Source organism: Mesorhizobium sp. M0698 (assembly GCF_040320455.1).
In the GTDB taxonomy this organism is placed as follows: domain Bacteria; phylum Pseudomonadota; class Alphaproteobacteria; order Rhizobiales; family Rhizobiaceae; genus Mesorhizobium.
This window is the reverse complement of sequence record NZ_JAMYPQ010000006.1, coordinates 1-22729: the sequence shown is the minus strand read 5'-3', so window position 1 is coordinate 22729 and position 22729 is coordinate 1. Positions and strand designations below refer to the sequence as shown.

Genomic DNA, 22729 nt, shown 5'->3' with positions numbered 1-22729 from the left:
TTCATCGTTTGAAAACGGTCGCTGTGGCGGCCTGGATGAAGGATTCGCAAATGGGTTTGGAATGCAGCTTGGCTGATAAATGTGCGCTTGGCAGTCGCCAGCAGCGCATCGCGCAACTGAACGACAGTTTGCGCAGAACAGGTCATGGCGGGCGCTTCGTGATGACGGCCGGAATTGCCGCGATGAACGCGACCGTCATTGCTGGGATCTTGGCGGCGGTGGCTGCCTTCGAGGCTTTCGATGCCGACAACGACCCGCACGGCGAACACGACTGCGCTGTGCTGGAGGTCGGAGGTATCATCGTGATTTGGAGAGTCGACTACTACGATCTGGCGATGTCCTTTGGGTCAGATGATCCAGCCGACCCGTCGGTCACCACTCGCGTTCTGACCATCATGCTCGGCGAGGAATACTGATGCTGGGGCGAGCCCTTTCCCGCCGGACTCTGCTGGCCGCTTTGCCCGCCCTTGCGATTGCGCCTGGAATGCCTTCGGTTACTGATGCATCGGACCGGCCAGACGGCGACGTAGCTCACCTTGGCTCCGATGATGTTTCGCCTGAGTTGATCAGAACTATTTGCGCTCACTGCGCCGCTTACGCAGGCCTGCGCAAAATCTCTCGCGAAACTGACGCTGTGGCTATTGGTCGACCGGCGACCGTCGACGAACTCAGCCGCCTGGATGCAGCGACTGATCTTGAGGAGCAGTTGCTACTTGCGCTGTGCCACCATTCTGCCGCGAACGATACCGAGCGCCATGACAAGGCAACCTACCTGCTTGGCATCTTTGAAGGCAATGATCCTGAGTCCGAACTGGTGACGGCTATCCTGTTGTCGATGACCCGGGAGGTACAGCATCAGGCGGTCGAATCTCTTGATCTGTCGGTTTGACGAGATCGAGATGACTGACCCCGAGCGCACGAGCGATGGCCTGCAAGGTCTCAATCGTCGGGTTTCTCTTACCCCTTTCGAGGTCACTCAAATACTGCTGGCTGAGGTTTGACCGCTCGGCCACCTGCTCCTGCGTCAGGCCGCTGGCCGCACGTAACCGCGCAAAGTTCTCCCCGACCAGTTTTCGCATCTCCATGCGACCACCAATCTAGGAATTCGAGCGTTGAGTTTATCAACTATAGTATGTAAATCGAAAACGAGAGGGAGGCGGGTAGCAATGGCAGAGTGGTATTACGAGCAGGATGGGACACATCGTGGGCCGGTCGCCGAGGTCGACCTCAACGTGATGCTTGCGAATCGCCTAATTGATCCGAGCACCCGAGTATGGACCGCGAGCTTCGGCCAAGCTTGGAAGCACGCGTTCGAGACGCAGCTGCAGATGCCTGCCCCAACTACGCCACCACCCCTTCCGCAGGGTGCAAACTCACAACCACACCCTGTCGCGGCGGTAGCGCCGCCTGTCGCAAGCGGTCAGGCAGCCATTGTCTGTTCGAATACCCTCACCGAAAAATGGGCCATGTGGTTGGCATGCTCGCCACTGATTTTCTTGGCGGTGGATATTATCCTCGCCTCGGTTGGAATTGATCCCTATGGGGGAAGTTCCCAAGCCCGAGGTGCCACGCTGTGGTGCGGAATTGGCAGTTTCGTGCTCGCCTATAAAGACGCCAGCACAATCAACGCTGCCGGACGCAACCCGCAACACCGATGGCTTTTGCCCTTCATGCTGTTGATGCCCGTCGGCTATTTCCTCCGCCGTTGGTATGTCGCCGCGACACCGCTGACGCCACTTTGGATATGGTTGGTGAGCGTCGTCGTTTACGCGATGGGCGCAGGGGCGTTGTCAACACAATGAGACCGACGCTGCTCAGAGGGTGGCGGATGTGGGCTCTGGCGACGCCGGTCGTTCTGCTGTCGACTTCTGCTTATGCAGCTAATGACGATGCTACTGCTGGCTACGCGATAATGGGAATCTTTCTGCTTCTCGTTGCGATAATCTACGAACTGCCAGCGATCATTGCGTTTCTCCGCGGGCATCCAAACCGATGGTTGATCCTGGTGCTGTGCACGGCACTTGCAGGGACGGGTATCGTCTGGCTGGGCTGCCTTATCTGGGCGTTCAAAGCGGTCCATATTGCCGACGATCCAAATGGCACTAATGGGGGCGAATCTGGATTGAACCTTCTTGCCAACGACGTTCAGCGGGTGCGGCTGGAAAATCCATCGATGTTGCCGCCACCTTTCTCTCCCGCACCGGCGCACCATGACCCTATTGAGAAACTGGAGCGGCTGAAGAAGTTGCTCGATGACGGGGTCATCGAAAAGGAGCAGTTTCAGCGGATGCGAGACTTGATCATCGGTGCATGATGCTCGTGGGCGGAAATCCGCGTTTGCCACAAGCGAGCCGTGCCCGGCGGGCCTAAAAACAGTTTTAACTGCCGAAGCTACCCCGGCGCGGCCTTCAAATAGCTGTTTTTCGGGCCGCACAGGGGCCGCCAGCGCGCGCCAGCCACTTGGTAGCGCGGCGCGCCCGGCAAAACCAAGCTTTCGGCCGCGCTGACGACGAAAGTCGGCATTGGCCCCGAGCGGCAAAAGGCTCGGTCATGGCGGGTACCTTGAACCTTCGTCATAAGCGCCATCGGCTGCGTAGCAACCGGAAAATGAATCTTGGGCGATTATATATTTGACAAACCCGATTTCCCCTAAAGGTCTCGCGATGCTACCTGTCCGCGAGGTGTTTGGAGGAAACATGATCCGCATAGCAATCGTTGTAGCCATTGCCGCTAGCGCAACCGCATGCACTAGCCAAGCGAATGTTCCTTATTCGAGCAAGGGAACTTGCAAGAACTACCCCAGCTATGCCGCGTTCAGCGGAGGGGGCAAGTGGATAAAAATCAACATTAATGCCTGTATCCCAGACACACCAAATAAATCCTGCATGATGTATTCTGATGCTACCGGGCAAACGGTGATCAGGTGTAACCCGCTCACGCGCAAATCGGCAACTGCCGAAGGCCGTGCCAGACAGCTTGCAGGAAGCAAATACCCCTAATTCCATGCTGGGGCGCTACCCCAGCCCTAGGAGACTTACGTGTTCATTTCGATGTCAACCATCATCGGGGCGGTGCTCTTCGGCGGGTTTCTTCTCTGGCTTCACATTGAACAATCAACGGCAAAACGGCGCAAAGAGGAACTTGAGCGTGAATACGCCCGAAAAGAGGCTGACAGGCTAGCCAGGATCAAAGACAAATACAGCCAGCCGTAGGGGAATGGGCGGAATTCAGCTTGGAGATATTTTAGCAGATCATAACAAGAACGCTCCGGTCGTGTTACGTTGCGTAATTCGAATCGGAGAGAATCGTTGATGGCAACCCCACCGAAGAAGACCATTGCGCAGAAAACCAAAGAAGCGGCCAAACAGTTGGAGCTTGAACTAGTGCAGTTCAAGCTCGGCAAAACCGCGATCAGCTTCAACCTTGACGTTGACCACGAAACTATCTGGGCGACACAGGACCAGATCGCTTCGCTTTTTGAGCGCGAGCGCAGCGTCATTTCCAAGCATGTTGGTAAAATTATCGAGGAAGGCGAACTGGAGGAAAGCGCAGTTTGTGCAAAATTTGCACAAATTGGTCCAAGCGGGAAACCCAGCCAAGTCACCCATTACAATCTCGATATGATCCTGTCGGTCGGCTACCGCGTCAGTTCGCCAAAGGCCACAGAGTTCCGCAAATGGGCCACAGCTACCCTGCGCTCCTATATCGTTGATGGCTATGCGATCAACGAAGCCCGTCTCAAGGACAGCCCGGCAGCGTTGCGCAAGCTGGCCGCCAGAATCCGTGAGCTTCGTTCCGACGAAAAGAACATATATGCTGCTGTCCGCGAATGCTTCAAAGAGGCTTCCTCTGATTACGACAACCAGTCTTCTGCCTGTCGCTCGTTTTTCGCGTTGATGCAGGACAAGTTCCTGTATGCGGTTACTCAGAGCACCGCGTCTCAGCTTATTTTGGGCCGTGCCGACCGGAAGACCGCCAACATGGGCGTGGTACATTTCGGAGGGAACATGCCGTCTATTACCGAAGCGCAGATAGGCAAGAATTACCTCGACAGTGACGAGCTTTATATCCTGCATATTCTATGTGAACAGTTTCTGCTCTATGCCGAATCCAGCGCCATTCGCGGTAAGACGCTAAGAATGGCAGATTTGACAACCAAGCTGGATAGCCTGTTATCGGTCAACGACTACCCGGTTTTTAAAGGCTACAAGGACTATCTCAGGGACAAGGCCATAAACCACGCAAAGGCTGAATACGCCATGTGGCAGCGCCGTCTATCGAAAGACGATCCGAAGAAGCTTACCCCGGCTTAATACCTTTGTTGGGCCTATCCTCTAACGGCATCGGCATTCCCCACCGCAGGTTCGCAAGCTCGCGCGCGCCATCCGGTGCATTGCGCACCACCGGGCCGAATTGGTTGGGGTAGATGTCGATGGACGGCTCGAGGTTGCCCAGGATGTCGCGCAAGGCGCGGGTCCATTCGCGGATCGCCTCCTGGCTGGTGGTGATGTTGTAGAGGTTGCACACCTAGGGCTCTTTGTAAAATTGGGCGGTTGCCTTTCCGACAGCGCCATTCGGCTACACTTCGCAGGCAGGCCATTAGCTACCTCGCTGCGCGGGCTTGTAATGACCCCGGGCCTGTCCTCGCCGAGACAGCGAACGTGAAAATCGCGCGCCGATGGACTTAGCTGTTTCAGTGCACCGGCGAACTGGACAGCAGCGTGGTCAAGCGCGTCTGCTACAGCATTGAGCACTCCTATATGCTCATACGGCTCAGGCAGACTTGGTATCACTACTGCGACATTGACAAAGGCAGCGTGTCCGCGCTTTGGTCTGCAGCAGCCCAACGGCCGCAACCCGTAGTCTGAGAAGCGGTCGAATTACTGCCATGTCGGTGCCCTCAACGTTCTACCGCGGCTTGGACCAATGCCCTTAGCTGTTCGATTGTAAGCATGGGTTCGCGACGGTGGATCATGGCATGACAGTTGGCACACACCGGCCGCAGGTCCTTAGCTGGGTTCACCTGATAAGCCCGGCCGATCTTCTTCAGAGGGGTAAGGTGGTGGACGTGGATGAACCCCCTGCCATGGATGCCGTATTTCTTCGAGAAATCCTCTCCACAGGCCATGCAAGCCAGCCCGAACAGTCTTAAGCATTTCGCTCTTGCCTCAGGATTTCGTTCGTACGCATTTACGAAGACCTTCGTTCGCGCGCCCTCCCAAAACCCGTCTTCGTCCCCAACTTGATCGGGGAAAAGCTGACCCGCCGATCCAATTTGATCAGTCCAGTAGCGGATGACCGGACTACCCCATCCTCTCGGAGCCGGTCGATAATCTAATTTCTCTACGATGTTCGCCCGGGCAAATCTCGCCAAGGTGTGAGCTATTCGAGAATACGCGCTGAAGTAGGTTTTCGCCCCGACGCCGCCCGCCCCATACTCTGCCTCAATCGCTCTCCACTTGCTTGGATAGCATTGGCCCAGCTTTTTGATGAACTGCATTGTGGAAAAAGGGCGTTGGGCAAGATGTTCAAGAACGTCGTGAAATTCATGTTCTGTGATGTCGGCTGCCAAAATGCGTCCCTTCGGAATCGGGTTAGGTGCTCCTGACGCCAGACTCTCTATGCGCTAGCATGAGGCAAGGCAGAGGGAGAGTTTTTCCTACCATTGAACAGGGTTGAACGGGATTCCGCGGCTTTTCAGCTCAGCCTCGATTTCGTCGCGGTGCTGTGCCCAATCGGGATATTCGGCTACCCCGTAGTACGGGTCGTTCTTTTGCGGGTTTGCGGCGTCGGCTGCGGCGACTGTCCGGACCGACTGGTGAAAAGCCTTCAGGCCGTTCTCACTGAGCTTGCTGATATCCATTGACACCCTCCCGGTTGGAACCCGGCCGGAAGTAACCACACTTGGTGTTGACCCACAAGCAGCGCGTCCGAACCAAGGCCATAGAGGGCTGGGGCAGTCAAGTTGTGCGGCTCACCTGCTCGAAAAGGTATGGGGTCAGCGCTGAGACTCGCGTGAGGGGGCGGCCGGTTTAGGTCCACCAAAGCCGGATGCCGCCCAATAGATCAGCGATCCGATCAGCAGTGCGACGAGTGGGCCGGATATCGCAACGCCGGTTACGTACCGGACATTACGCCAAGGTTGGACCGTCAGCATCGACAGGTTAAGCGTAAGCGCCAAGCCGACCCCATCTGGCGCGGCTTGAGGTGATGAGCGAGAGATAGTGACACTGAAGAAGCCGAGGAGCTTACAGTGTCAATTTCTATGTCTGCGCCTAAGCCTGATGATAGAAGTTTCCATGTCCTTGAGGCGGTCCCGAACCGGCTGGAGGCAAGCCCGCAGCGTCCGCGGCGGCGCTGGTCGGCGGAAGCGAAGTCGCGGCTGATCGAGGCGACACTGAAGCCGGGCGCGAATGTATCGGCCATCGCCAGACAAGCGGGGATGGCGCCAGCCCAGCTGTTCGGCTGGCGGAGCAAGGCGATCAAGAGCGGTGCGGTCACGCCGCGGCGAGATGCGGATCGGCTTGGCTTTGTCGAGGTCACCCAAGCGGCGTCTTCGGCAGTGGAGATCTGTTTGGGCGATGTGGTCATTCGGGCCGGCGCCGACGTCGGCCAGGATCATTTGGCCAGGATTATCCGGGCGGTCCGCCAGGCATGATCCCGGCCGGCGTGAAGGTGTTGGTCGCCAGTCATCCCGTCGATTTTAGAAAAGGTCCCGACGGCCTTCTGGCACTGGTGCGCGATGCCGGTTCGGATCCGTTCAACGGCGCGCTTTATGTCTTTCGCGCGAAAAGAGCGGACAGGATCAAGATCGTCTGGTGGGACGGCAGCGGCGTGTGTCTTTATGCCAAGCGACTGGACGACGCGAAGTTCTGCTGGCCGCGGATCGGCCACCACCGGGTCCAGCTCAATCATGCTCAGCTCATGGCTCTGGTCGACGGAATGGACTGGAAACGGGTTCGGACGGAGACCGTCAGGCGGCCGCAATCGGTTGGGTAAAACCCTGCGGCATGATGAATCAGGGAGCTGAAAAAGCGGGAAAATTGCCCGCGAATATGCTCTGATTTTGGCCATGTCGGCACCCGAACTCGCGCTCCCGGACGACGTTGACGCGCTCAAGGCGATGGTTATTGCCATGGCCGAAAAGGCCGCCCTTCTCGAGGAGCGCAACCTCCATCTCGAGCTGGTCAACAAGAGCGCCGATGAGCGGATCGCACGACTGACGGCGGTCGTGAAGATGCTGGAGCGGGCGCGCTTCGGCAGCCGCTCCGAAAGGTTGCGGACCGGCGCGCTGAGCGAGGAACAGTATGCTCTGGTCTTCGACGAGATCGAAACCGGCGTGGCGGCCATCGAAGCGCAGATGGAGAAGTCTGCGGGCGGCTCGAAAGCGAAGCGCGCTCCGCGTCCTCGCAAAGGCTTTGTCGGCCTTCTCTCGCAAAGCCTTTGCCGCCAAGTGCGCGGTAACCACGCTTGCTCGGCGGCAATCCAATCGGCTTTGGCTTTGGCGTCGTCAACATCTAGAACTGGATATCATCATCGAACGGGTACCAGCGCTGGCCTACTTGGTAGGACCGAGTCGTCGCCTATCTCGCCACAATAGACTCCGAGCGGTTCTGGCCGTTAAGAATGCGATATACCTGCATCCTCGAGCACCCGAGTGCCTTGGCGATCTCCGAAATGCCTTCCTGTTTTCTATGCATCTCTACAACTCGGCTATGGTCGATACGCGCCTTGCCCCCTCTGTAGGTCCCCGCCGATTTCGCCTTTTGAATCCCTTCACGCTGCCGCTCCTTGATGAAGCGGCGCTCCATCTGCGCCACCATCCCGAGCACCGTCAGCACAATGTGCCCCATCTCGCCGCGGGTAGATACATGCGGGTCCAGGACGGTGACGAAAGCCCCCCTCTGCTCGCACTCATGGATCAAGTTGAGAACGTCGCGGGTGTCGCGGCCGAGCCGGTCAAGCCGGGTGACCACCAGCTCGTCTCCTGGCCGAAGAAAGTCGATGATCGTCGCAAGTTCCGCTCGACCATCGCGGCTCGCCCCAGAGACCTTTTCAGAGCGAATGATGCCGCACCCTTCGGCCTTCAGCTTGGCAATTTGAGTTTCGAGATCTTGATCAACGGTGCTGACGCGGGCGTACCCAATCCGGCTCATGTGGTGTCACCTTAAGGTTTAGGCCCGAGGCTACACTGTCACAAATAGTCGCTGTCAACCCAGATGTTACATCGCCCAAAGCGGATCATGTTGTGTCACTTCAGGGCATACCCTGATGGGTTGTTCATCCCGCCTTTAAAAACAAGCCCATGGATGCCAAGGCTTTGAGCGAATAAGCTCGCCTCAACAAGGCTGAATAAGGGGATGGCCGTTCCTCTGTGCGCGGGACTCGATACTTAACGAGACTCAGCGCACAGTTCACGTCCCGCAATGTGGGCCCCTCGGGTAACGTCTCCTTCATTCGCCTTTATTCGCCCTTTGGAAGACTGAACTACGACGCTGAAGGGCAGTATGACCCGGCCTGCCCGGATCTATTAGTTCCCTTTGTACTGCGCGGGAAGAGCAGGACCCGTCTCCAACGGACCACTGTAGAGTTCAGCGCCAGAGCGTTTGTCAGGGCGCAACTCTCTCATTCGCAACAGCACTTCGCTCTTGGTGAAGGAAAAAACGCAGTAGGTGTTTCGTTCGCCTGCGGGGCGACGATCCGCCGAAACGCCAGTACTACCATTCGAAATTATCGTCATTGGAGCGTTCAATGCGCCCCCCATCAGCGGGACAGTTTGGTAGCGGGACAACCGAGGCACATGCTGGTGTCCGTGTACCGCCAAATGAACCCTTGCCTCTTGCGCCATATCAAGCAGTTTGGCCGCGTCAAGCGACAAGGTAACGCCCTTTTCGTTCGGGGTTTCGACATCCGTTACAGGAAGCAAATGGTGGTGCAATGCCATGAGCCGAAACGTCGGCACTTCGACAGGTTCGTTCCCAAGTGCCTTGATAATGTCTAGGCCAGTTGGGCCTACATATCCGTACTCCGTCCACTTTGTCGCCAAGATGCGGCAGGAATTAAGGACGGCAACGATCACGTCAGCTTCGGCGAGCTTAATCCGTTGGATATAATCGAGAGGTTCCTTCCAAGACCTCCCGGTCAACCTGTCAATGAACAAACGAAACCGATCTTCGTGCCGGTATGTGCTCTGATTGCCAACCGAAATTTCAGCAATATTTATCTGCACCCCTTCAGGATATCTTTCGACATCGTGATTTCCCGGGAGGGCAATTATGTGGGTCGCCTCGACACCAAGCGCCCTCTGCAACGCTTGAAGCTCATTCACCACATCGCCAACGAGCTTATCGCTCCAGTCGCCATTTGACGTGAAATCACCTGTGACGAGGATAGCGCAGATGTCGTCGTCTAGCCCTAGCCGTGCCAAGTCGGCAAGGATGCAGTCCGTTAGGGTCCCTCTCGGATCACCAATTTCTGGTCTGGAATTTTGAACTAGGAAGCCGTAGTGAGCCCCGAAATGCAGATCAGAAAGGTGCAGGATGCTCGACTTTTTACTCCTACTACTGTCCTCACCAACCGCTGGGACTGATTGGTCTTGCCTATTAGATAAATCAACCAAACTGCTGTCGCCGAACCTCTCCCCAATCCCATCGATATAGTCGATCTGTTCGAGCGAGGTTAGTAAGAACCAGCCGAAGATCTTGTGCGAATTGCCGCGATAATAGGAGGGCACAAGCTCAAGATCAGGCTTGGCACCTTCTCCGATCTGTTGAGCTATTGATGTTGCTTGGAACATCCGCTGAGTTGAACGATCCAGTATCAGGACATTCAGTTCGTGCCCCTCGGGCAAGCTCTTGAAGAAATCAATATGGTCGTCCTCGAAGCCTTTTTTCCACCATCCCCACCAAACCGCCCCCTCTCTTTTCAAGATCTCAAGGTGAGATTGAATTGTATCGACGTCCGGTGTCGTGTCCCGAAACCGTAGCGCTATTGCTGGTGAGACCATTCGAGAAATCTCCAATATGGGGGCTTTGGAATGGCCCATTCTGCAAGCTGGGGAAGCCGATCAATCTCAGAGTTGAACGATGCAGAGTTGTCGGACGCGGCCAATCTCCGAAGAACTCTGGCTAAAGCAGCAGGATTTCTAACTAACGCCACCTCGTTGCGCGAACTCCATAGGTCAATATTTCCGCGACCCGGCGCTCGCCTGCTCACGAATGGCCACGTCCACCCGATTGCTTGGGGATGTGGCAGAACTTCAAGAGGTTCCCCATTCTCTGGATGCATTCTCAGAGCGAGTTGATAGTCATTTAGGACGAACCTTGACCATTGCCGAGGTGGCTCTTCGAGGGAGGGAATTTTTGGCAGTTTCTTAACTCGGATGCTTAGTAAGCGGCCCCGACGAGGGCTGCGCGACAACTCCCCTCCTGTCGCTGCGATTTCTGCGTGTTGCTCGAAGATTGGCGTTTCATAGGTTGGGCTGAATGAGGACTGCTGAGCAGTTGCCCATTGGCTCAACCACTCCATTACGAATTGATGCTCTATCTCACCATCGGGTCGCGTTCCAGCCGGCCAGATCGTCGCCAAAATCTCACCGTCAAGCCCCAAGCAGTTGGCCGTCCAAGCGAGCCAGCAGCGGACATGTTGAACATACCAAGGTGGGTCCACGATTGCCGCCCTATACCCTTTAAGAAGAGGCGTGCTCACGTCGATATCGATTGCAAGATGCTGGGAGACTTGTTGCATCGGCTGCCTGTCGATCAGCATCACGTTCCGGCCAAGGGTAGACAAATGCCGAGCCAAATTCGGAGCGCCGACCGCGAGGACAGGCCCCTCAACCGGCAGCATCTTAGAGAGAGCGGCGATTGTGTCGGGCGTATACCTCCAATCGAAATCCAGCGGATGGGGCTCAGGTGGTTGATGCACGATCATTTGCCCGCTATCCGAGTTCTGATCCTTCTGATGCCTGCGCCGAAAGCAGCGCGCAAGACGCTGACGCACAAAATTTAGGAGGAGGCATTCAGCGCCAGGAACAACCGGCGAAGCGAAACTCCCGTCCACCGCCTTCCGTCGTCATTCGGCGCTGCGATGCCCCGGCCCCGCCCGGCAAGGCCGATGGACCAGCAAGACCGAGAAATTGATCCCACTCGATCCCGTTCTTGTCATAGCGGCAGAGGGCACGATCACGGAGCCTTGGCACCATCCTTAACGATCTTGCGCTTCCGAGACGGCACGTTTCCTTCGAGCTTCTTCGCATCTGCATCAAGGCGGCCGCGGCGGGATGGTGCTACAAACGCCTCAAACACAAAGTGTTCCAAGATCTCTGCCAAGGTATCCAGTTCCTTGGGCTTTGGTTTCCATCCGCGATGCACAGACGCACTTCCCGCATCCACCAGCAGCGCCAAGCGGTCCTTATCGACGCCGCCGATCTTTTTACGCTGGACCAGTTCGTCCAACTTTTTGGTGAATGGAAGGTCGCCCTCGACGCCGAGCAAAATTGCAGCCACGTCGAAACATGTACGCATGCCAATGGCCGCCAAAATGGGAAGGTCAGCATCGAGCGCTCCATAAACTTCCCGTATGGCCTGCTCCAGTTGATCTGCGTCGCAATGTGAACACCGAAGTCACCCAACCATTCGGGCTTAGGCCTTTTGGACGGCGCAGGCCAATATGAAAGCGTCTCAATTAGTTCGCTTTCTGTTTCGCCGGCCTCATTATAATATTGATGAAGATCCTCTGAGTTAGTGGAAGATTTTTGTACAAAGATGTATTCACAACCACGGCATTGCAGAATGTACCAGTCTACCCACCAATGAATGTAACCGTCGCCCTCTTGACCACTTTCTTGGTGATGTGCGAGCACATCGCAATTCCGTAAACCTCCGCACTCGGAGCAAAGCGCTTTGCGGGTCGTAGGGGCCGGTTCAGTCATTATGCCTTCGCAAGTTGAGCAGTTTTGAGCCGGAGGTTCTGCAAGTGCTCTTGCTCAATGTCAACGTTCGTTCTGGATGACAACTGCGCCCAGTGCGCGAGTTGCCAACGCACATAAGGTGTGAGTTTGTCGCTCTGCAATCTGGACCAAACGGGGGCTACCCGCCTATGAGAGAGGACGTCGCCGTCAGGTTGGCGGATGTTTGAAAGTGTAGCACCAATTCATGCCCACCCTTTCCCAGCAGACCCTCGAACGTCACTTATGGCAAGCTGCCGACATCCTCCGGGGCACCGTCGATGCCGGAGACTACAAGCAATACATCTTCGGCCTCCTTTTCTACAAACGTCTCTGTGACGTTTGGGCCGAGGAGTATGAAAAGCTCCTCGCCGAGACTGGCGACCGCGAGGAGGCCGCTGACCCGGACGAGCATCGCTTTCACATTCCCACCGAGCATCGCTGGGACGCGGTGCGCAAGCAATCAACCCAGATCGGTCAGCGGCTGAACAACGCGCTGGCAGCTATCGAAGATGCGAACCTGCGGCTGCGCGGCGTGTTCGGCGATGTCGACTTCGCCAATCAGGACCGTTTCTCCGATGCGCTGCTGGAAAAACTGCTCGCCCATTTCGAGAAGCATCGCCTGCGCAATGCCGACGTGCCTGCCGACATGCTCGGCGACGCTTATCTCTACCTTATCAAGATGTTCGCCGAGGGCGCGGGCAAAAAGGGCGGCGAATTCTATACACCACGCCAGATCGTTCGACTGATGGTCGAAATTGTCGAGCCGCGCCCCGGTATGTCGATCTACGATCCGACATGCGGGTCAGGCGGCATGTTGTTGGAGGCGGTACAATATCTCAAGGATCGGGGCGAGGATGCCCGGAGCCTGTCGCTCTACGGGCAGGAAAAGAACTTCGGCACATGGGGCATCGCCCAGATCAACCTGTTCCTCCACGACGTGGACGACGCCTTCATCGCTAAGGGCGACACCATCCTGTCGCCCAAGCGATACGATCCCAAAACCAGAGAATTCGTCGAGGGCGTCGGGGCCTATGACCGCGTGCTCGCCAATCCGCCCTTTTCCGAAAAAGTCTGGGGTTATGAGGTCTGGGCCAATGGCGATCCGTTCGGACGCGATAAGTACGGCTGCCCGCCCAAGGGCTATGGCGACCTTGCTTTCGTCCAGCACATGCTGTCGAGCCTGAAGTCAGACGGAATGCTCGCCGTCGTCGTGCCGCACGGCGTGCTGTTTCGTGGCGGGGCCGAGGGGCGCATTCGCGAAGGCATGCTGAACGCTGACGTGGTCGAGGCTGTCGTTGGCCTTGCGCCCAACCTATTCTATGGCGCGGGCATTCCGGCGGCGATCCTGATCGCACGGAAGAACAAGCCGCAAGATCGGCGTGGCAAGGTTCTGATCGTCAATGGCGACGCCACATACCAGCCCGGCAAGGCGCAGAACTTCCTGACCGACGACCATTTGAAGACGCTCGCCGACGCGGTGCATGGCTTTGCCGACATCCACAAGTTGGCGCGCCTCGTTCCGGTCGAAGAGATCGCAGCCAACGGGTTTAATCTCAACATCAGCCGCTATGTACAGACCAACGGCGATGCCGAGGCGGTCGATGTTGCCGAGGAGGTCGCCAAGCTGCAAGACCTGATCGCCAAGCGCAACGAGGCCGAGGCGATGATGTTCGGGCACCTCAAGAGGCTCGGCTATGTTTCGTGAAGCGCCTGATGAGTGGACCGCGACAAATCTTGGTTCACTGATCGATTTCGTAAATGGCTATCCCTTCAAGCCGGAGGATTGGGAAGATAGGGGCACTCCTATCATCCGCATCCAAAATCTGAACGGATCAGGTGTTTTTAACTTCTTCCAAGGGATGATCCCGGCGAGGTATCATGTCAGGGAGGGCGATCTACTATTTTGTTGGTCTGGAAGCCGTGGGACATCCTTTGGCGCAAGAAGATGGAACGGACCATTAGGCTATTTAAATCAGCACATTTTTCGTTGTGTCGTCTCGAATAGTCTTGATTTTGATTATGCTTACTTTCTACTGGAGGGTATGACCGCTGCCATTGAGGCGGAAGCCCACGGAGGTGGCGGCCTTGTTCACATCAAGAAATCTGAACTCGTTAAGTTTAAGACCAAAATACCGCCCATCGACGAACAGCGACGCATCGCTGAGGTGCTGCGGTCGGTGGATGAGGCAATTGCTACCGCTCGCACTGCACTCGAAGAGCTTGAGAATGCCAAGGTGTTATGTCGGGAAGCGGCTGTGGAGCGGTTCCGAGAACATGCTCTTATCGAAGTCAATACCATCATCGATACCATAGATGCTGGGTGGAGCCCGGATTGTGAAACCTCGCCAGCTTCTGAAGGCGAATGGTCAATCCTCAAGACTAGCTCAGTCGTTTGGGATGGCTACGATGACACTGAAAACAAGCGGCTCCCCGATCAACTGGAACCACGTCCAAACCTCGAGGTTCGGACCGACGACATACTGATCACACGAGCGGGGCCCGTCGAAAGAACTGGCGTTGTTGCGATTGTAGATAATACAGCCGGTCGCCGAATGTTGTCTGATAAGCTCATACGCATCCGCGTTGATCGTGAGAAAGCGGTGCCGCTTTATGTTAGCGAGTTACTTAGTAGCACTCTGGCACAAGAGAATTTCAATCGAACAAAATCCGGCATGGCGGCTTCTCAGACCAATATTTCCCAGACCATAGTTCGAACTACTAAAATTCCATTGCCCCCTTTGAGCGATCAACAGGACTTCGCCGATGAAATGTCGGCTATTCAGTCCGCCATCAAAGCTAGCCGGCATGGTCAGCACCATATTGAACGCTCGAAGGTAATGCTTCGCGCCGACCTTCTCTCCGGTCGCGTTCGGGTGCCTGCGTGAGCGAGTATCGCCTCGCCGAAAAGCCTGCGCTCGATGTGCTGGCGGCGCTGGGATACCAGCCGCTCTCACCCGAAGCGGCGTTGGCGATGCGGCAGGAAGAGAACCGCGTCATCCTGAAGCCGCTACTGATCGAGGCGGTGCAGGCCCTGAACGGCATCGGGCTGGACGACGCCGAGGCGATCTACAACGACCTCGCCACCCTGTCCGACAATGAGGACTGGCAGAGAAAGCTGCGTGGCGGTTACTCGCGCCGCCTCGCCGGCAAGAACCGCGACCAGCCCATCGCGCTGATCGATTTCAAGGTTCCGGCGAACAACCGCTTTCACGTCGTCCGTCAGTTCCGGGTTGCCGCCCAGCGCCCGCGCATCGCCGACATGGTGCTGTTCGTGAACGGCATCCCCTTGGTGGTACTCGAAGCCAAATCGCCGCTGAAGGCCACTGCCAAGGCCGGAGAGGCGTTCGAGCAAATCAAGCAGTATGAGCGCGACATTCCCCGATTGTTCGCGTCCAACGCCTTCAACATCGTCACGGACGGCATCGTCACGCTCTATGGGGCGACCGGCGCTCCGTCATCGTTTTATGCGCCGTGGCCCGATGCATGGCCGCGTGTCCGCGCCGAGTTCGCCGACGATCTCGCCAAGGATTTGTGGTGCCTGTGCGACCCGTCCCGACTGCTCGACTTTCTCGCGCATTTCATCGTTTTCGAGACTGACCCGGAGACAGGGCGCAAGATCAAGAAGGTCTGCCGCTATCAGCAGTTCCGAGCGGTCAACAAAGCCGTGCAGCGGGTCGCGGAGGGCGTCCACCGCAAGGGGCTGGTCTGGCACACGCAAGGATCGGGCAAGAGCCTGACGATGGTGTTCCTCGCTGTGAAGCTGAAGACCCACCTGACTCTCGACGCGCCGGCCCTCGCCAATCCCAATATTCTGGTGCTGACTGACCGGATCGATCTCGACACCCAGATCAGCAGCACCTTCGTCGCCTGTGGCCTGCCCAATCCCAAACAGGCGGGATCGGTCGCCGAGCTTCGCCAAGCCGTGGCGCGCGGCGGCAACGGACAAATCCTGCTGTCGACCATCTTCAAGTTCGCAGGCTCCCGCGATCCGATCCCCAACTCCGAGAACTGGATCGTGCTGGTCGACGAATGCCACCGCACGCAGGAAAAAGACCTTGGGGCCTATCTTCAGGCGACGCTGCCCGACGCCGTCTTCTTCGGCTTCACCGGCACGCCGATCAAGAGCACCGACAAGGACACCTATGCCCGGTTCAGCATCGAGGGCGAGGGCTATCTCGACAAATATGGTATCGACGATGCGGTGCGCGACGGCGCGACCGTGCCGATCCTCTACGAGGGCCGAAAAACCGACTGGGCAATCAACGAGGCCGAGATCGATATATTGTTCGACCGCTGGTTCGTCGATCTGCCCGACGACAAGCGGGAACAACTGAAGCGTAAGGGGCTGACGCTCGCCACCATCGCCAAGCATCCTGAGCGGGTCCGGCTGGTCGCCTTGGACATCTGGGAGCATTTCAAGCAGGTCTGCGCACCCGACGGCTTCAAGGCGCAGATCGTCGCCGTGGACCGCGAGGCGGTGATCCTCTACCGCGCCGCGCTTGCGAGCGTGATCGCCGCCGATCTGGCGAAGGGCGGAATGGACACCGAGCCTGCCCGAGCCAAGGCCGACGCGATGATTGCCTGCGTCTATTCCAAGAGCCAAGAGGACAACAAGCCTTCCGAGGACCCGGACGTCGCCGCCCTGCGCACCGTGCTTGAACAGCAGTATTTGGATGACGCCGCCGAGAAGGAAGCGAAGAAGGCGTTCAAGGCGTTCGGGCAGGAACCCAGCTTCTTGATCGTCTGCGACAAGCTGCTCACCGGCTTCGATGCTCCGATTGAGGCGGTGATGTATCTCGACAAGCCGCTGAAGGAGCACGGTCTGCTGCAGGCCATTGCCCGGACCAATCGCACGTGCTCGCTGAAGCGCCCGAACGGGATCGAGATCACCAAGCCGCATGGCCGGATCGTCGATTATATCGGCGTCACCAACCATCTCGACGAGGCGCTGCAATCCTATCGCTTCGAGGATGTCGAGAATGCGCTGCGCGACATCGCCATCCTGCGCAACGATCTGAAGGAAGCGCACGCCCGCTACCGATCTCAGAAACGGTCTATGGGGCTGGAAGGCATGGACGAGAAGGCGGCGGCCTATGCCGTCGGCAAGCTCGCCGCCGATGGCCGCGAGGATGAATGGTTCGATCTTCAGCGGCTCGCACGCAATTTCATCCGCGTCTATGGCGATCTCTCACCCGACCCGGCAATTCTCGATTTCACGGACGAAGTGAAATGGGCAGCTGCCTTCCTCCGGCTTGCCACACAGGTGATCGCCAAGGACGAGAGCCTCGATCATCGCCACTACACCGGCAAAATCAGGGACATGCTGGAAGCTCATGTCCATGCGACTGGCCTGTCCACCACGATCCGGCTGCGCTCGATGACCGATCCGAACTTCGCCGACGATTTTGTGACCGAGGAGAAGACGGACGCGGAGTTGCAGGAAGCGTTCGTCCGAAAATCCGCCGAGCTTCGCCGTGTCACGCGCGAACTGGTAGACAAGAACCCGGCGCAATATGGCCGTTTCTCCGAGCGCGTGCTGGAGATCATCCGCCGCTTCGAGAAAGGGCAGATCGCTGCCGCCGAGGGTCTGCGCGAGTTCGAAGACTTGACCGGCGGCATCAATGACGAACAGGGCGCTCATGCCGAACTGGGCATGGACGAGCGCGCCTTCTCGATCCTGCGCATCATGGAAGCACTGGCACCGGACACCGGCCACGGCACACTACAGGACGCCGCCATTGGGATTGGAACGATCTATGCCGGGGCGCAGGCGAGCCAGCCAGCCTTCACCTTCATGCCCGAATACCTGCGCAGTCTGCGTCAGCAGGTTCGACGCATCCTTTCCGAGCATGGCATTGGCGAAAGCAAGGCCATCCGCGAGGCGGTGGAGGAGTTCGCCGTCCACGCGTATGTCGGAGGCCATTGATGCCATCGCTGCGCATTGGCTGCGCCGAAATCGCCTATGAGCTTCGCCGCTCGGCAACGGCGTCGGAGCGCCGCATCACCGTGACGCCCGGCTGCGTCGAGGTGTTGGCTCTTTCCACAGATGACGATGTGGCGATCAACTCGTTTCTCAAACGCAAGCGGCAATGGGTATTCAACACCGTCCGCGAGATGGAGCGGATCACCGCCGACCGGCATGCGGTACCGCGCTTCATCACTGGTTCGAAGATACCCTTCCGGGGCCGCCGGATGCGGCTCACCGTTCGACGCAGCGATGGCGAGCGGATCGAGACCAGTTACCACAACGGCTTCATCGTCGATCTTCCGTCATGGGTAGGCGACGATACCGACCACCTCGTCGCCAGCGAACTCAAACTGTGGTTGAAGCGGCGCGTTCGGCGTGACGTGACGGAGATCGCCGCAGGCTACAAGACGCGGTTCGGTCTCTCGCCGCGCTTCATCCGCGTCGCCGATTTCGCAAACGGCTGGGGATCGTGTGGTCCCGAGGGTAACATCCTCATCAACTGGCATCTCGTTTTCGCGCCGAGGAAGGTGTTGGAGTATGTCGTTGCCCATGAACTTGCCCATCTCCGGCATCGCTCGCATGGTCCTGCGTTCTGGGATTTCCTCCGGACCGTCGTCCCTGACTTCGAGGCTTCCAAGGCGTGGTTGGAAGCCCATCAAGGCAGTCTGAGTGCGGAATTTCTTGACGGCTGATGGTGGCTCGGAGCCGAATGCCGCGAAGAGGCGTCGAGGACTGAAGTCACGACAGCCCACGCCGAAGGTGCAAGGCAAGGTGCAAGTAAATCCGGCGTCATTTCATATTTCCCAGCAAAAACAATAGACTGGGCTGCAAATCTGGCGGAGAGAGCGGTATTCGAACACGAGGGGCGACCTCCTGAGCAAATCACAGCCACCGGTCATTGAGTTTCTAATGAATAGGAGGGCAATTTCGCGATCTCGCCAGCCATTGTCCTCAGCGTTACTTCCCCATAAGTATCGGCAACCGTCCTAGCGGCCTGACCTTGAATCGCATCGAGAATGCGGAGTGCAATTCCAGCTTCCATGCCAATTGTTTTGAAGCGATGCCGCCAGTCATGATTGGGTGCCACATTCGGATCTGACACAAAGGTGCGCCCGAACTCGGCGAGCCGGTTTTTCAAGCCGCGCAGAGCCCATCGGAGTTTTCAGACGGATAGAGATTCAAGAAGAGGTGAAAGAGGTGACCGTCAGGGTCGGACTGGGCCGCGCAACTGGTATTGACTCGGCCGTAACTTGAGCGGCCGGATTCAGCGCTTCTGCGAGCAGAACACCGATATCTTCGGCTGACATACTAACTGGGTCCGCCGCCAGATGAGCGTATCGCAATGTCGTGGCGTGGTCGCTATGCCCAAGCAGCGCTCCTACAATTATAAGAGGTGTGCCAGCCGTCACCCCGACGCTTGCGAAGGAATGCCTCAGGTCATGCAGCCGTACTTCCGAAAGGCCAATGCGTTTTCGCAATGATGACCATATCCGTGGAGTGCCTACATAATGACCTTCACCCGTGGCGGCCGGAAATACAAATCCTTTGCCCGCCGAGGCTTCTCTCAGCGTTGCCAGAATCGCTAATGCAGCCCCGTTCAAGGGGATGGTTTTCTGCCCGTCTCTCCTGATCGTCTTCAACCTTGGGGAGCGTGACGACAATGCCCCTTCAAAATGTGTTTTGCTGCTCCGCGCGCCGGTCACCGCTGACGGGAGAACTTTGGAATGCGCCCGGTCCCATGAGCTTGACGCAGGCAGCGTTCTTCGGGAGTGTCTTGCTTACGAGTGGTCGAGCGGAGGGGATGCGATGCTGACGATTTCCAACGTCAAACAATTGGAGGCTTTCAAGAAACAACGTGCGCTTGTGACGTGGTTTCTCGATAGCGGATACACAACCAAGAACATCGAACTTGTCTTGGGAGCGAAACGCGGATTTGACCGACATGTTGGCAGTGCTTGGCACATGCTGATCCCCTATATGAGCGGCGGCTATGCAATCGACCTTCCGCTTTCTAAGGACGGATACGGTATCGACTTGTCCCGCCACGTGATTGATCAGCAAGGGATCGGGTCGGGGGACCTGCCCGTCATCCTGTTTGAGAACTACGAGGGCGAGGACGACTACTTCTATGTCTCGCTTGCGGGCCTTTCCGAGGACGAGACAATCGCCTTGATCGGCAGCATGGCCGACATTGTGATGGATCACTACCGCGATGGTCGATCAGACCCGCAAGAGTATCGTTCCGACATAACGGAAGCCATCAAACGGCACAGACGGATAAAGTCGGGCATCAGGTTCGTAAAGCAACACACGCCCACTGCTGTCGGGGCTTTGGCCGGATTGTTCATGTAGGCTTTTCATAGCTGAGCGCTCTTGCCGCCCACTATCCAAGCCAGATAGGTCAATGCGCCATGTTTCTTGACCAGCTCGGCGTCACAATGGTCGCAACAAGCCATGCGTCGTGTTGACGGCGCGCGTGTTCCGAAAACCCACTCGAGAATGCGCTGGGCAAGGCTGAGTTTCTGCGGAGCGTTCCCGCCACCGAAATAGCCACGGACCGAAGCTCGAAAACAGGATGAGGAGCGGAGCATCGCCGCAACCTGATCAATCCGCCGCGACCGCTGCTCCAGCATGGTGGCCTTCTCGCGCTCATCTAGGGGAGCGGCCTCGACAGTTTTCTTTGCCATGAACCTGAGCCGCCCGGTGTCGCTACGACCCGGCCCGTCATGGAAGATCACCGACACGGATGGCTTTCTGTCTCGCCCTGCCCGACCCAACTCCTGCAAAAGGTCTTCGGCTGATGCAGACTGCTGCCAATGAACGACGAGCCGCACGTTCGGAACATCGAGACCCATGCCAAAGGCGTTCGTGCAAATGATGTGATCGACCACCGGGCGGCTCTGGCCGAGAAAGCGTTTCACGAGTTCCTGCCGTTCCCAAGACGTGCCCAGCCTCGAATGATAGAACGGGACCTCTAATCCCAACTCTGCGAGGTTGCCTTTCAGCTCGTCGCCAACTTTCGCCGATGGCACAAAGATCATGACCCTCTGCCCCTTCAACTGGGGCAATAACAACATCGACGCGATTTCCTGTGCTCGACGCTCTGGATCGCAGCGCCAGCGGAGCAACGCAATGTTGGGGCGGTCCACATCGCGAACGAAAACTATCGCGTCGGGGATGCCGAGCGACGCCAAAATGCGGTCCTGCATTTCTTTCCCGGCGGTTGCGGTAAAGGCCAACACCGGCGGGGAGCCGAGCTTTTCGCGGACCTCCCGCAAACGCCCGTATTCGCGCCGGAAGTCCTGTCCCCATTGATCGACGCAATGCGCTTCATCCACGATCAGAAACGACGGCTGACTGCGCTTCAGACGGCTGCGCTCGTCCTCGCTGCGTACGAAAAATCGTTCCGGCGCAATGTAAAGGAGCTTGATCGCACTGCGCGCAAGGAGTGCGAACCGCCTCTCCTTTTCTTCCCGGCTCAAATCGCTATTGATGAAGGTCGCCGGTATTTTTTTGCCGAGAAGGTCTGACACCTGCTCGGACATCAGGGTCTTGAGGGGCGAAACGACTAGCGTCACTCCGTTTCTCAGTAACGCCGGGAGCTGAAAGCAGAGGGTCTTACCGGAGCCGGTGGGGCTGACAACCAGCACGGACTTCCCCGACAGCGCCGCGAGGACTATTGGCAATTGGCCATGCCGAAAACGCTCCAAGCCGAACAGGCGCAAGGCGGGACCGAAGTTTCCGGTTGCCTCGTTGACGATGCCTACGCGGTCGAGCCATCGCGCCAACCGCACGGCCCACCTCTCCATTGCGCGCCGCGCCAACCCGCCAGCCAAGGTTGGATGGTGGCGCGCGTGACAGCCGTCGCATAGCGAGACCAAATTCGACATTTCGTCAGTGCCGCCCATGGATCGGGGAAGCAGGTGATGAATGTCTGTGTCCGCCGAGCGCAACGCAACACCACACGACACGCAACGATAGCCGTCGCGCTCCAAGACCTGATTTCGGACGATCTGCCACTGGTTTGACGCGACGTTCAGGGCTTTCTCCAAAACACCTTAGACATCGGGCGGCGCGTAGCCGCGACGACCTTTCGATTTCAACCTACTAAGACTTGTTTGAAATACCTTGAAGCGTTCGCAGAGAATGCGGACGAACCGAGCCGCCTTGTCGGGCTTCCTGCTTTGCTCGGACTGTAGCTGCGCCAAGTGGGGCAAGGACAAAGATCGGGACATTGCCCCAGCTACTCACCATGAGGTTGATTTCGGCGCTGCCAAGAGCTTCCAAAATCCGCCGGCCGTTCCGGTTTCTGACGGAAGGAAGAGGGGCTTGGTAGGCTCCGATATGTGAGGTGTATCAGAGGTTAGAAACCTATTTCGCGTAAAGAATGGCGATGAGACTTTTCGCAACCAGAGTTTGGGGAACGAGCTTCGGGCGCATACCGCTTGCGACGTTTACGATGGAGGGGCATCAGCAACGACTGTTGCGACTGGCAGATCGCGGAGACCGCCTCGTTTTTGTCGGCACACAGACAGCGCGGACCGACGAAGAAAACCGAGGGCGCTTGCTTGGTATGGGGGAGATCGGTTTTGAACCCCTTCGCACGCTCGACCTCATTGATCGTCAAGACCTTGACCCACGCGATTTCGATGCCGATGGCCGTTTCCGCTTTCCCTACGCCGTGCCGCTGGTCAAGGCATGGCGGTTCACTCCAGCGCCGTTTTTAACTGCGTATTCCGATGAAGCCGGCCATCGATTCCGATTTGAAGCCGGCCAGTCATTCCGATTTCATTCCGGCCGGTGTTCCGATT

24 protein-coding genes and 2 pseudogenes are annotated in these 22729 nt (G+C 57.5%); 16 read left to right on the top strand and 10 right to left on the bottom strand.

Annotated features, from left to right (window positions below):
- Positions 1-35 precede the first annotated feature (35 nt).
- Together NKI16_RS15055 and NKI16_RS15050 are read left to right on the top strand one after the other, a co-directional pair.
- Positions 36-416, top strand: coding sequence for a DUF3768 domain-containing protein (locus tag NKI16_RS15055; protein ID WP_352923166.1), 381 nt, complete (start codon positions 36-38; stop codon positions 414-416).
- Entirely contained in the window at positions 416-889 is a 474-nt protein-coding gene (locus NKI16_RS15050) for a hypothetical protein (RefSeq protein ID WP_352923163.1), read from the top strand. The genes NKI16_RS15055 and NKI16_RS15050 overlap by 1 nt, the downstream gene beginning before the upstream one ends.
- Here the strand turns inward: NKI16_RS15050 and NKI16_RS15045 are convergent.
- A complete protein-coding gene (locus NKI16_RS15045; protein WP_352904732.1) occupies positions 822-1085 on the bottom strand; it encodes a helix-turn-helix domain-containing protein in 264 nt (87 codons plus the stop codon). The two genes, NKI16_RS15050 and NKI16_RS15045, sit on opposite strands and share 68 nt — an antisense overlap.
- 81 nt (positions 1086-1166) lie before the next feature.
- Here NKI16_RS15045 and NKI16_RS15040 point away from each other — a divergent pair, with 81 nt between their 5' ends.
- The 5 genes from NKI16_RS15040 to rhuM all read left to right on the top strand — a co-directional run bounded on the left by NKI16_RS15040 (position 1167) and on the right by rhuM (position 4313).
- The gene (locus tag NKI16_RS15040; protein ID WP_352923160.1) at positions 1167-1802 is read left to right on the top strand and encodes a DUF4339 domain-containing protein; all 636 of its coding nucleotides are present in this window, start codon (positions 1167-1169) and stop codon (positions 1800-1802) included.
- Between the two features lie 26 nt (positions 1803-1828).
- The gene (locus tag NKI16_RS15035; protein WP_352923157.1) at positions 1829-2314 is read left to right on the top strand and encodes a superinfection immunity protein; all 486 of its coding nucleotides are present in this window, start codon (positions 1829-1831) and stop codon (positions 2312-2314) included.
- 382 nt (positions 2315-2696) lie between these two features.
- Positions 2697-2999: a hypothetical protein gene (locus NKI16_RS15030; protein WP_352923154.1), complete on the top strand. Its 303-nt coding sequence runs from the start codon at positions 2697-2699 to the stop codon at positions 2997-2999.
- 39 nt (positions 3000-3038) lie between these two features.
- Positions 3039-3212: a hypothetical protein gene (locus tag NKI16_RS15025; RefSeq protein ID WP_352923151.1), complete on the top strand. Its 174-nt coding sequence runs from the start codon at positions 3039-3041 to the stop codon at positions 3210-3212.
- 99 nt (positions 3213-3311) lie between these two features.
- Positions 3312-4313: a RhuM family protein gene (rhuM, locus tag NKI16_RS15020; protein WP_352923226.1), complete on the top strand. Its 1002-nt coding sequence runs from the start codon at positions 3312-3314 to the stop codon at positions 4311-4313.
- A 19-nt stretch (positions 4314-4332) separates the two neighbouring features.
- On the opposite strand, the pseudogene NKI16_RS15015 reads toward rhuM, so the two are convergent.
- From NKI16_RS15015 to NKI16_RS15005, 3 genes and pseudogenes are all read right to left on the bottom strand, one after another.
- Positions 4333-4527: pseudogene (locus tag NKI16_RS15015) on the bottom strand (SOS response-associated peptidase); the annotation flags it as partial.
- Positions 4528-4900: 373 nt separating this feature from the next.
- Positions 4901-5572, bottom strand: coding sequence for an HNH endonuclease (locus NKI16_RS15010; RefSeq protein ID WP_352923148.1), 672 nt, complete (start codon positions 5570-5572; stop codon positions 4901-4903).
- Between the two features lie 87 nt (positions 5573-5659).
- On the bottom strand, positions 5660-5863 hold the full coding sequence (locus NKI16_RS15005; RefSeq protein WP_352923145.1) for a hypothetical protein: 204 nt from the start codon (positions 5861-5863) through the stop codon (positions 5660-5662).
- Positions 5864-6253: 390 nt separating this feature from the next.
- Here NKI16_RS15005 and NKI16_RS15000 point away from each other — a divergent pair, with 390 nt between their 5' ends.
- The 3 genes and pseudogenes from NKI16_RS15000 to NKI16_RS14990 form a co-directional block, all read left to right on the top strand.
- Complete coding sequence (locus NKI16_RS15000; RefSeq protein ID WP_352578752.1) at positions 6254-6658, top strand: transposase; 405 nt, start codon at positions 6254-6256, stop codon at positions 6656-6658.
- The gene (tnpB, locus tag NKI16_RS14995; RefSeq protein WP_096453731.1) at positions 6655-6999 is read left to right on the top strand and encodes an IS66 family insertion sequence element accessory protein TnpB; all 345 of its coding nucleotides are present in this window, start codon (positions 6655-6657) and stop codon (positions 6997-6999) included. Before NKI16_RS15000 ends, tnpB begins: the two co-directional genes overlap by 4 nt.
- A 73-nt stretch (positions 7000-7072) precedes the next feature.
- Positions 7073-7420: pseudogene (locus NKI16_RS14990) on the top strand (transposase domain-containing protein); the annotation flags it as partial.
- A gap of 163 nt (positions 7421-7583) precedes the next feature.
- Here the strand turns inward: NKI16_RS14990 and NKI16_RS14985 are convergent.
- The 3 genes from NKI16_RS14985 to NKI16_RS14975 all read right to left on the bottom strand — a co-directional run bounded on the left by NKI16_RS14985 (position 7584) and on the right by NKI16_RS14975 (position 11582).
- The gene (locus NKI16_RS14985; protein ID WP_352923142.1) at positions 7584-8156 is read right to left on the bottom strand and encodes a recombinase family protein; all 573 of its coding nucleotides are present in this window, start codon (positions 8154-8156) and stop codon (positions 7584-7586) included.
- 374 nt (positions 8157-8530) lie between these two features.
- Positions 8531-10006 carry a metallophosphoesterase family protein gene (locus tag NKI16_RS14980; protein ID WP_352923139.1) on the bottom strand — a complete coding sequence of 492 codons (1476 nt, stop codon included), beginning with the start codon at positions 10004-10006 and terminating at the stop codon, positions 8531-8533.
- Positions 10007-11183: 1177 nt separating this feature from the next.
- A complete protein-coding gene (locus NKI16_RS14975) occupies positions 11184-11582 on the bottom strand; it encodes a DUF4145 domain-containing protein (RefSeq protein ID WP_352923224.1) in 399 nt (132 codons plus the stop codon).
- 573 nt (positions 11583-12155) lie between these two features.
- Here NKI16_RS14975 and NKI16_RS14970 point away from each other — a divergent pair.
- From NKI16_RS14970 to NKI16_RS14955, 4 genes are read left to right on the top strand one after another with little or no spacing between them, the layout of a single operon-like run.
- Positions 12156-13655: a type I restriction-modification system subunit M gene (locus NKI16_RS14970; protein ID WP_352923137.1), complete on the top strand. Its 1500-nt coding sequence runs from the start codon at positions 12156-12158 to the stop codon at positions 13653-13655.
- Complete coding sequence (locus tag NKI16_RS14965; protein WP_352923134.1) at positions 13645-14835, top strand: restriction endonuclease subunit S; 1191 nt, start codon at positions 13645-13647, stop codon at positions 14833-14835. Before NKI16_RS14970 ends, NKI16_RS14965 begins: the two co-directional genes overlap by 11 nt.
- Positions 14832-17876: a type I restriction endonuclease subunit R gene (locus tag NKI16_RS14960; protein ID WP_352923131.1), complete on the top strand. Its 3045-nt coding sequence runs from the start codon at positions 14832-14834 to the stop codon at positions 17874-17876. The genes NKI16_RS14965 and NKI16_RS14960 overlap by 4 nt, the downstream gene beginning before the upstream one ends.
- Complete coding sequence (locus NKI16_RS14955) at positions 17876-18610, top strand: M48 family metallopeptidase (protein ID WP_352923128.1); 735 nt, start codon at positions 17876-17878, stop codon at positions 18608-18610. Before NKI16_RS14960 ends, NKI16_RS14955 begins: the two co-directional genes overlap by 1 nt.
- A 203-nt stretch (positions 18611-18813) precedes the next feature.
- Here the strand turns inward: NKI16_RS14955 and NKI16_RS14950 are convergent, their stop codons facing one another.
- Complete coding sequence (locus NKI16_RS14950) at positions 18814-19056, bottom strand: site-specific integrase (protein ID WP_352923126.1); 243 nt, start codon at positions 19054-19056, stop codon at positions 18814-18816.
- A 40-nt stretch (positions 19057-19096) separates the two neighbouring features.
- Positions 19097-19519, bottom strand: coding sequence for a tyrosine-type recombinase/integrase (locus NKI16_RS14945; protein WP_352923222.1), 423 nt, complete (start codon positions 19517-19519; stop codon positions 19097-19099).
- Between NKI16_RS14945 and NKI16_RS14940 the strand changes: the two genes are divergently transcribed.
- Entirely contained in the window at positions 19440-20270 is an 831-nt protein-coding gene (locus tag NKI16_RS14940; protein ID WP_352923230.1) for a hypothetical protein, read from the top strand. The genes NKI16_RS14945 and NKI16_RS14940 overlap by 80 nt on opposite strands.
- 5 nt (positions 20271-20275) lie before the next feature.
- Here NKI16_RS14940 and NKI16_RS14935 read toward each other — a convergent pair whose 3' ends face one another.
- Positions 20276-21970 (bottom strand): RecQ family ATP-dependent DNA helicase, encoded by a 1695-nt coding sequence (locus NKI16_RS14935; protein ID WP_352923123.1) that lies wholly within the window; start codon positions 21968-21970, stop codon positions 20276-20278.
- Between the two features lie 341 nt (positions 21971-22311).
- Between NKI16_RS14935 and NKI16_RS14930 the strand changes: the two genes are divergently transcribed.
- Positions 22312-22729, top strand: a 418-nt coding sequence (locus tag NKI16_RS14930; RefSeq protein WP_352923120.1) for a hypothetical protein, incomplete at its 3' end; no start/stop codon positions are given.

What these genes read in the sequence shown, in the direction of transcription:
- NKI16_RS15040 (WP_352923160.1), top strand. Translation starts at nt 1,167, where the DNA reads ATGGCAGAGTGGTATTACGAGCAGGATGGGACACATCGTGGGCCGGTC.
- NKI16_RS15030 (WP_352923154.1), top strand. Translation starts at nt 2,697, where the DNA reads ATGATCCGCATAGCAATCGTTGTAGCCATTGCCGCTAGCGCAACCGCA.
- tnpB (WP_096453731.1), top strand. Translation starts at nt 6,655, where the DNA reads ATGATCCCGGCCGGCGTGAAGGTGTTGGTCGCCAGTCATCCCGTCGAT.
- NKI16_RS15005 (WP_352923145.1), bottom strand. Translation starts at nt 5,863, where the DNA reads ATGGATATCAGCAAGCTCAGTGAGAACGGCCTGAAGGCTTTTCACCAG.
- rhuM (WP_352923226.1), top strand. Translation starts at nt 3,312, where the DNA reads ATGGCAACCCCACCGAAGAAGACCATTGCGCAGAAAACCAAAGAAGCG.
- NKI16_RS14980 (WP_352923139.1), bottom strand. Translation starts at nt 10,006, where the DNA reads ATGGTCTCACCAGCAATAGCGCTACGGTTTCGGGACACGACACCGGAC.
- NKI16_RS14955 (WP_352923128.1), top strand. Translation starts at nt 17,876, where the DNA reads ATGCCATCGCTGCGCATTGGCTGCGCCGAAATCGCCTATGAGCTTCGC.
- NKI16_RS15055 (WP_352923166.1), top strand. Translation starts at nt 36, where the DNA reads ATGAAGGATTCGCAAATGGGTTTGGAATGCAGCTTGGCTGATAAATGT.
- NKI16_RS15035 (WP_352923157.1), top strand. Translation starts at nt 1,829, where the DNA reads ATGTGGGCTCTGGCGACGCCGGTCGTTCTGCTGTCGACTTCTGCTTAT.
- NKI16_RS15050 (WP_352923163.1), top strand. Translation starts at nt 416, where the DNA reads ATGCTGGGGCGAGCCCTTTCCCGCCGGACTCTGCTGGCCGCTTTGCCC.
- NKI16_RS14970 (WP_352923137.1), top strand. Translation starts at nt 12,156, where the DNA reads ATGCCCACCCTTTCCCAGCAGACCCTCGAACGTCACTTATGGCAAGCT.
- NKI16_RS14985 (WP_352923142.1), bottom strand. Translation starts at nt 8,156, where the DNA reads ATGAGCCGGATTGGGTACGCCCGCGTCAGCACCGTTGATCAAGATCTC.
- NKI16_RS14965 (WP_352923134.1), top strand. Translation starts at nt 13,645, where the DNA reads ATGTTTCGTGAAGCGCCTGATGAGTGGACCGCGACAAATCTTGGTTCA.
- NKI16_RS15045 (WP_352904732.1), bottom strand. Translation starts at nt 1,085, where the DNA reads ATGGAGATGCGAAAACTGGTCGGGGAGAACTTTGCGCGGTTACGTGCG.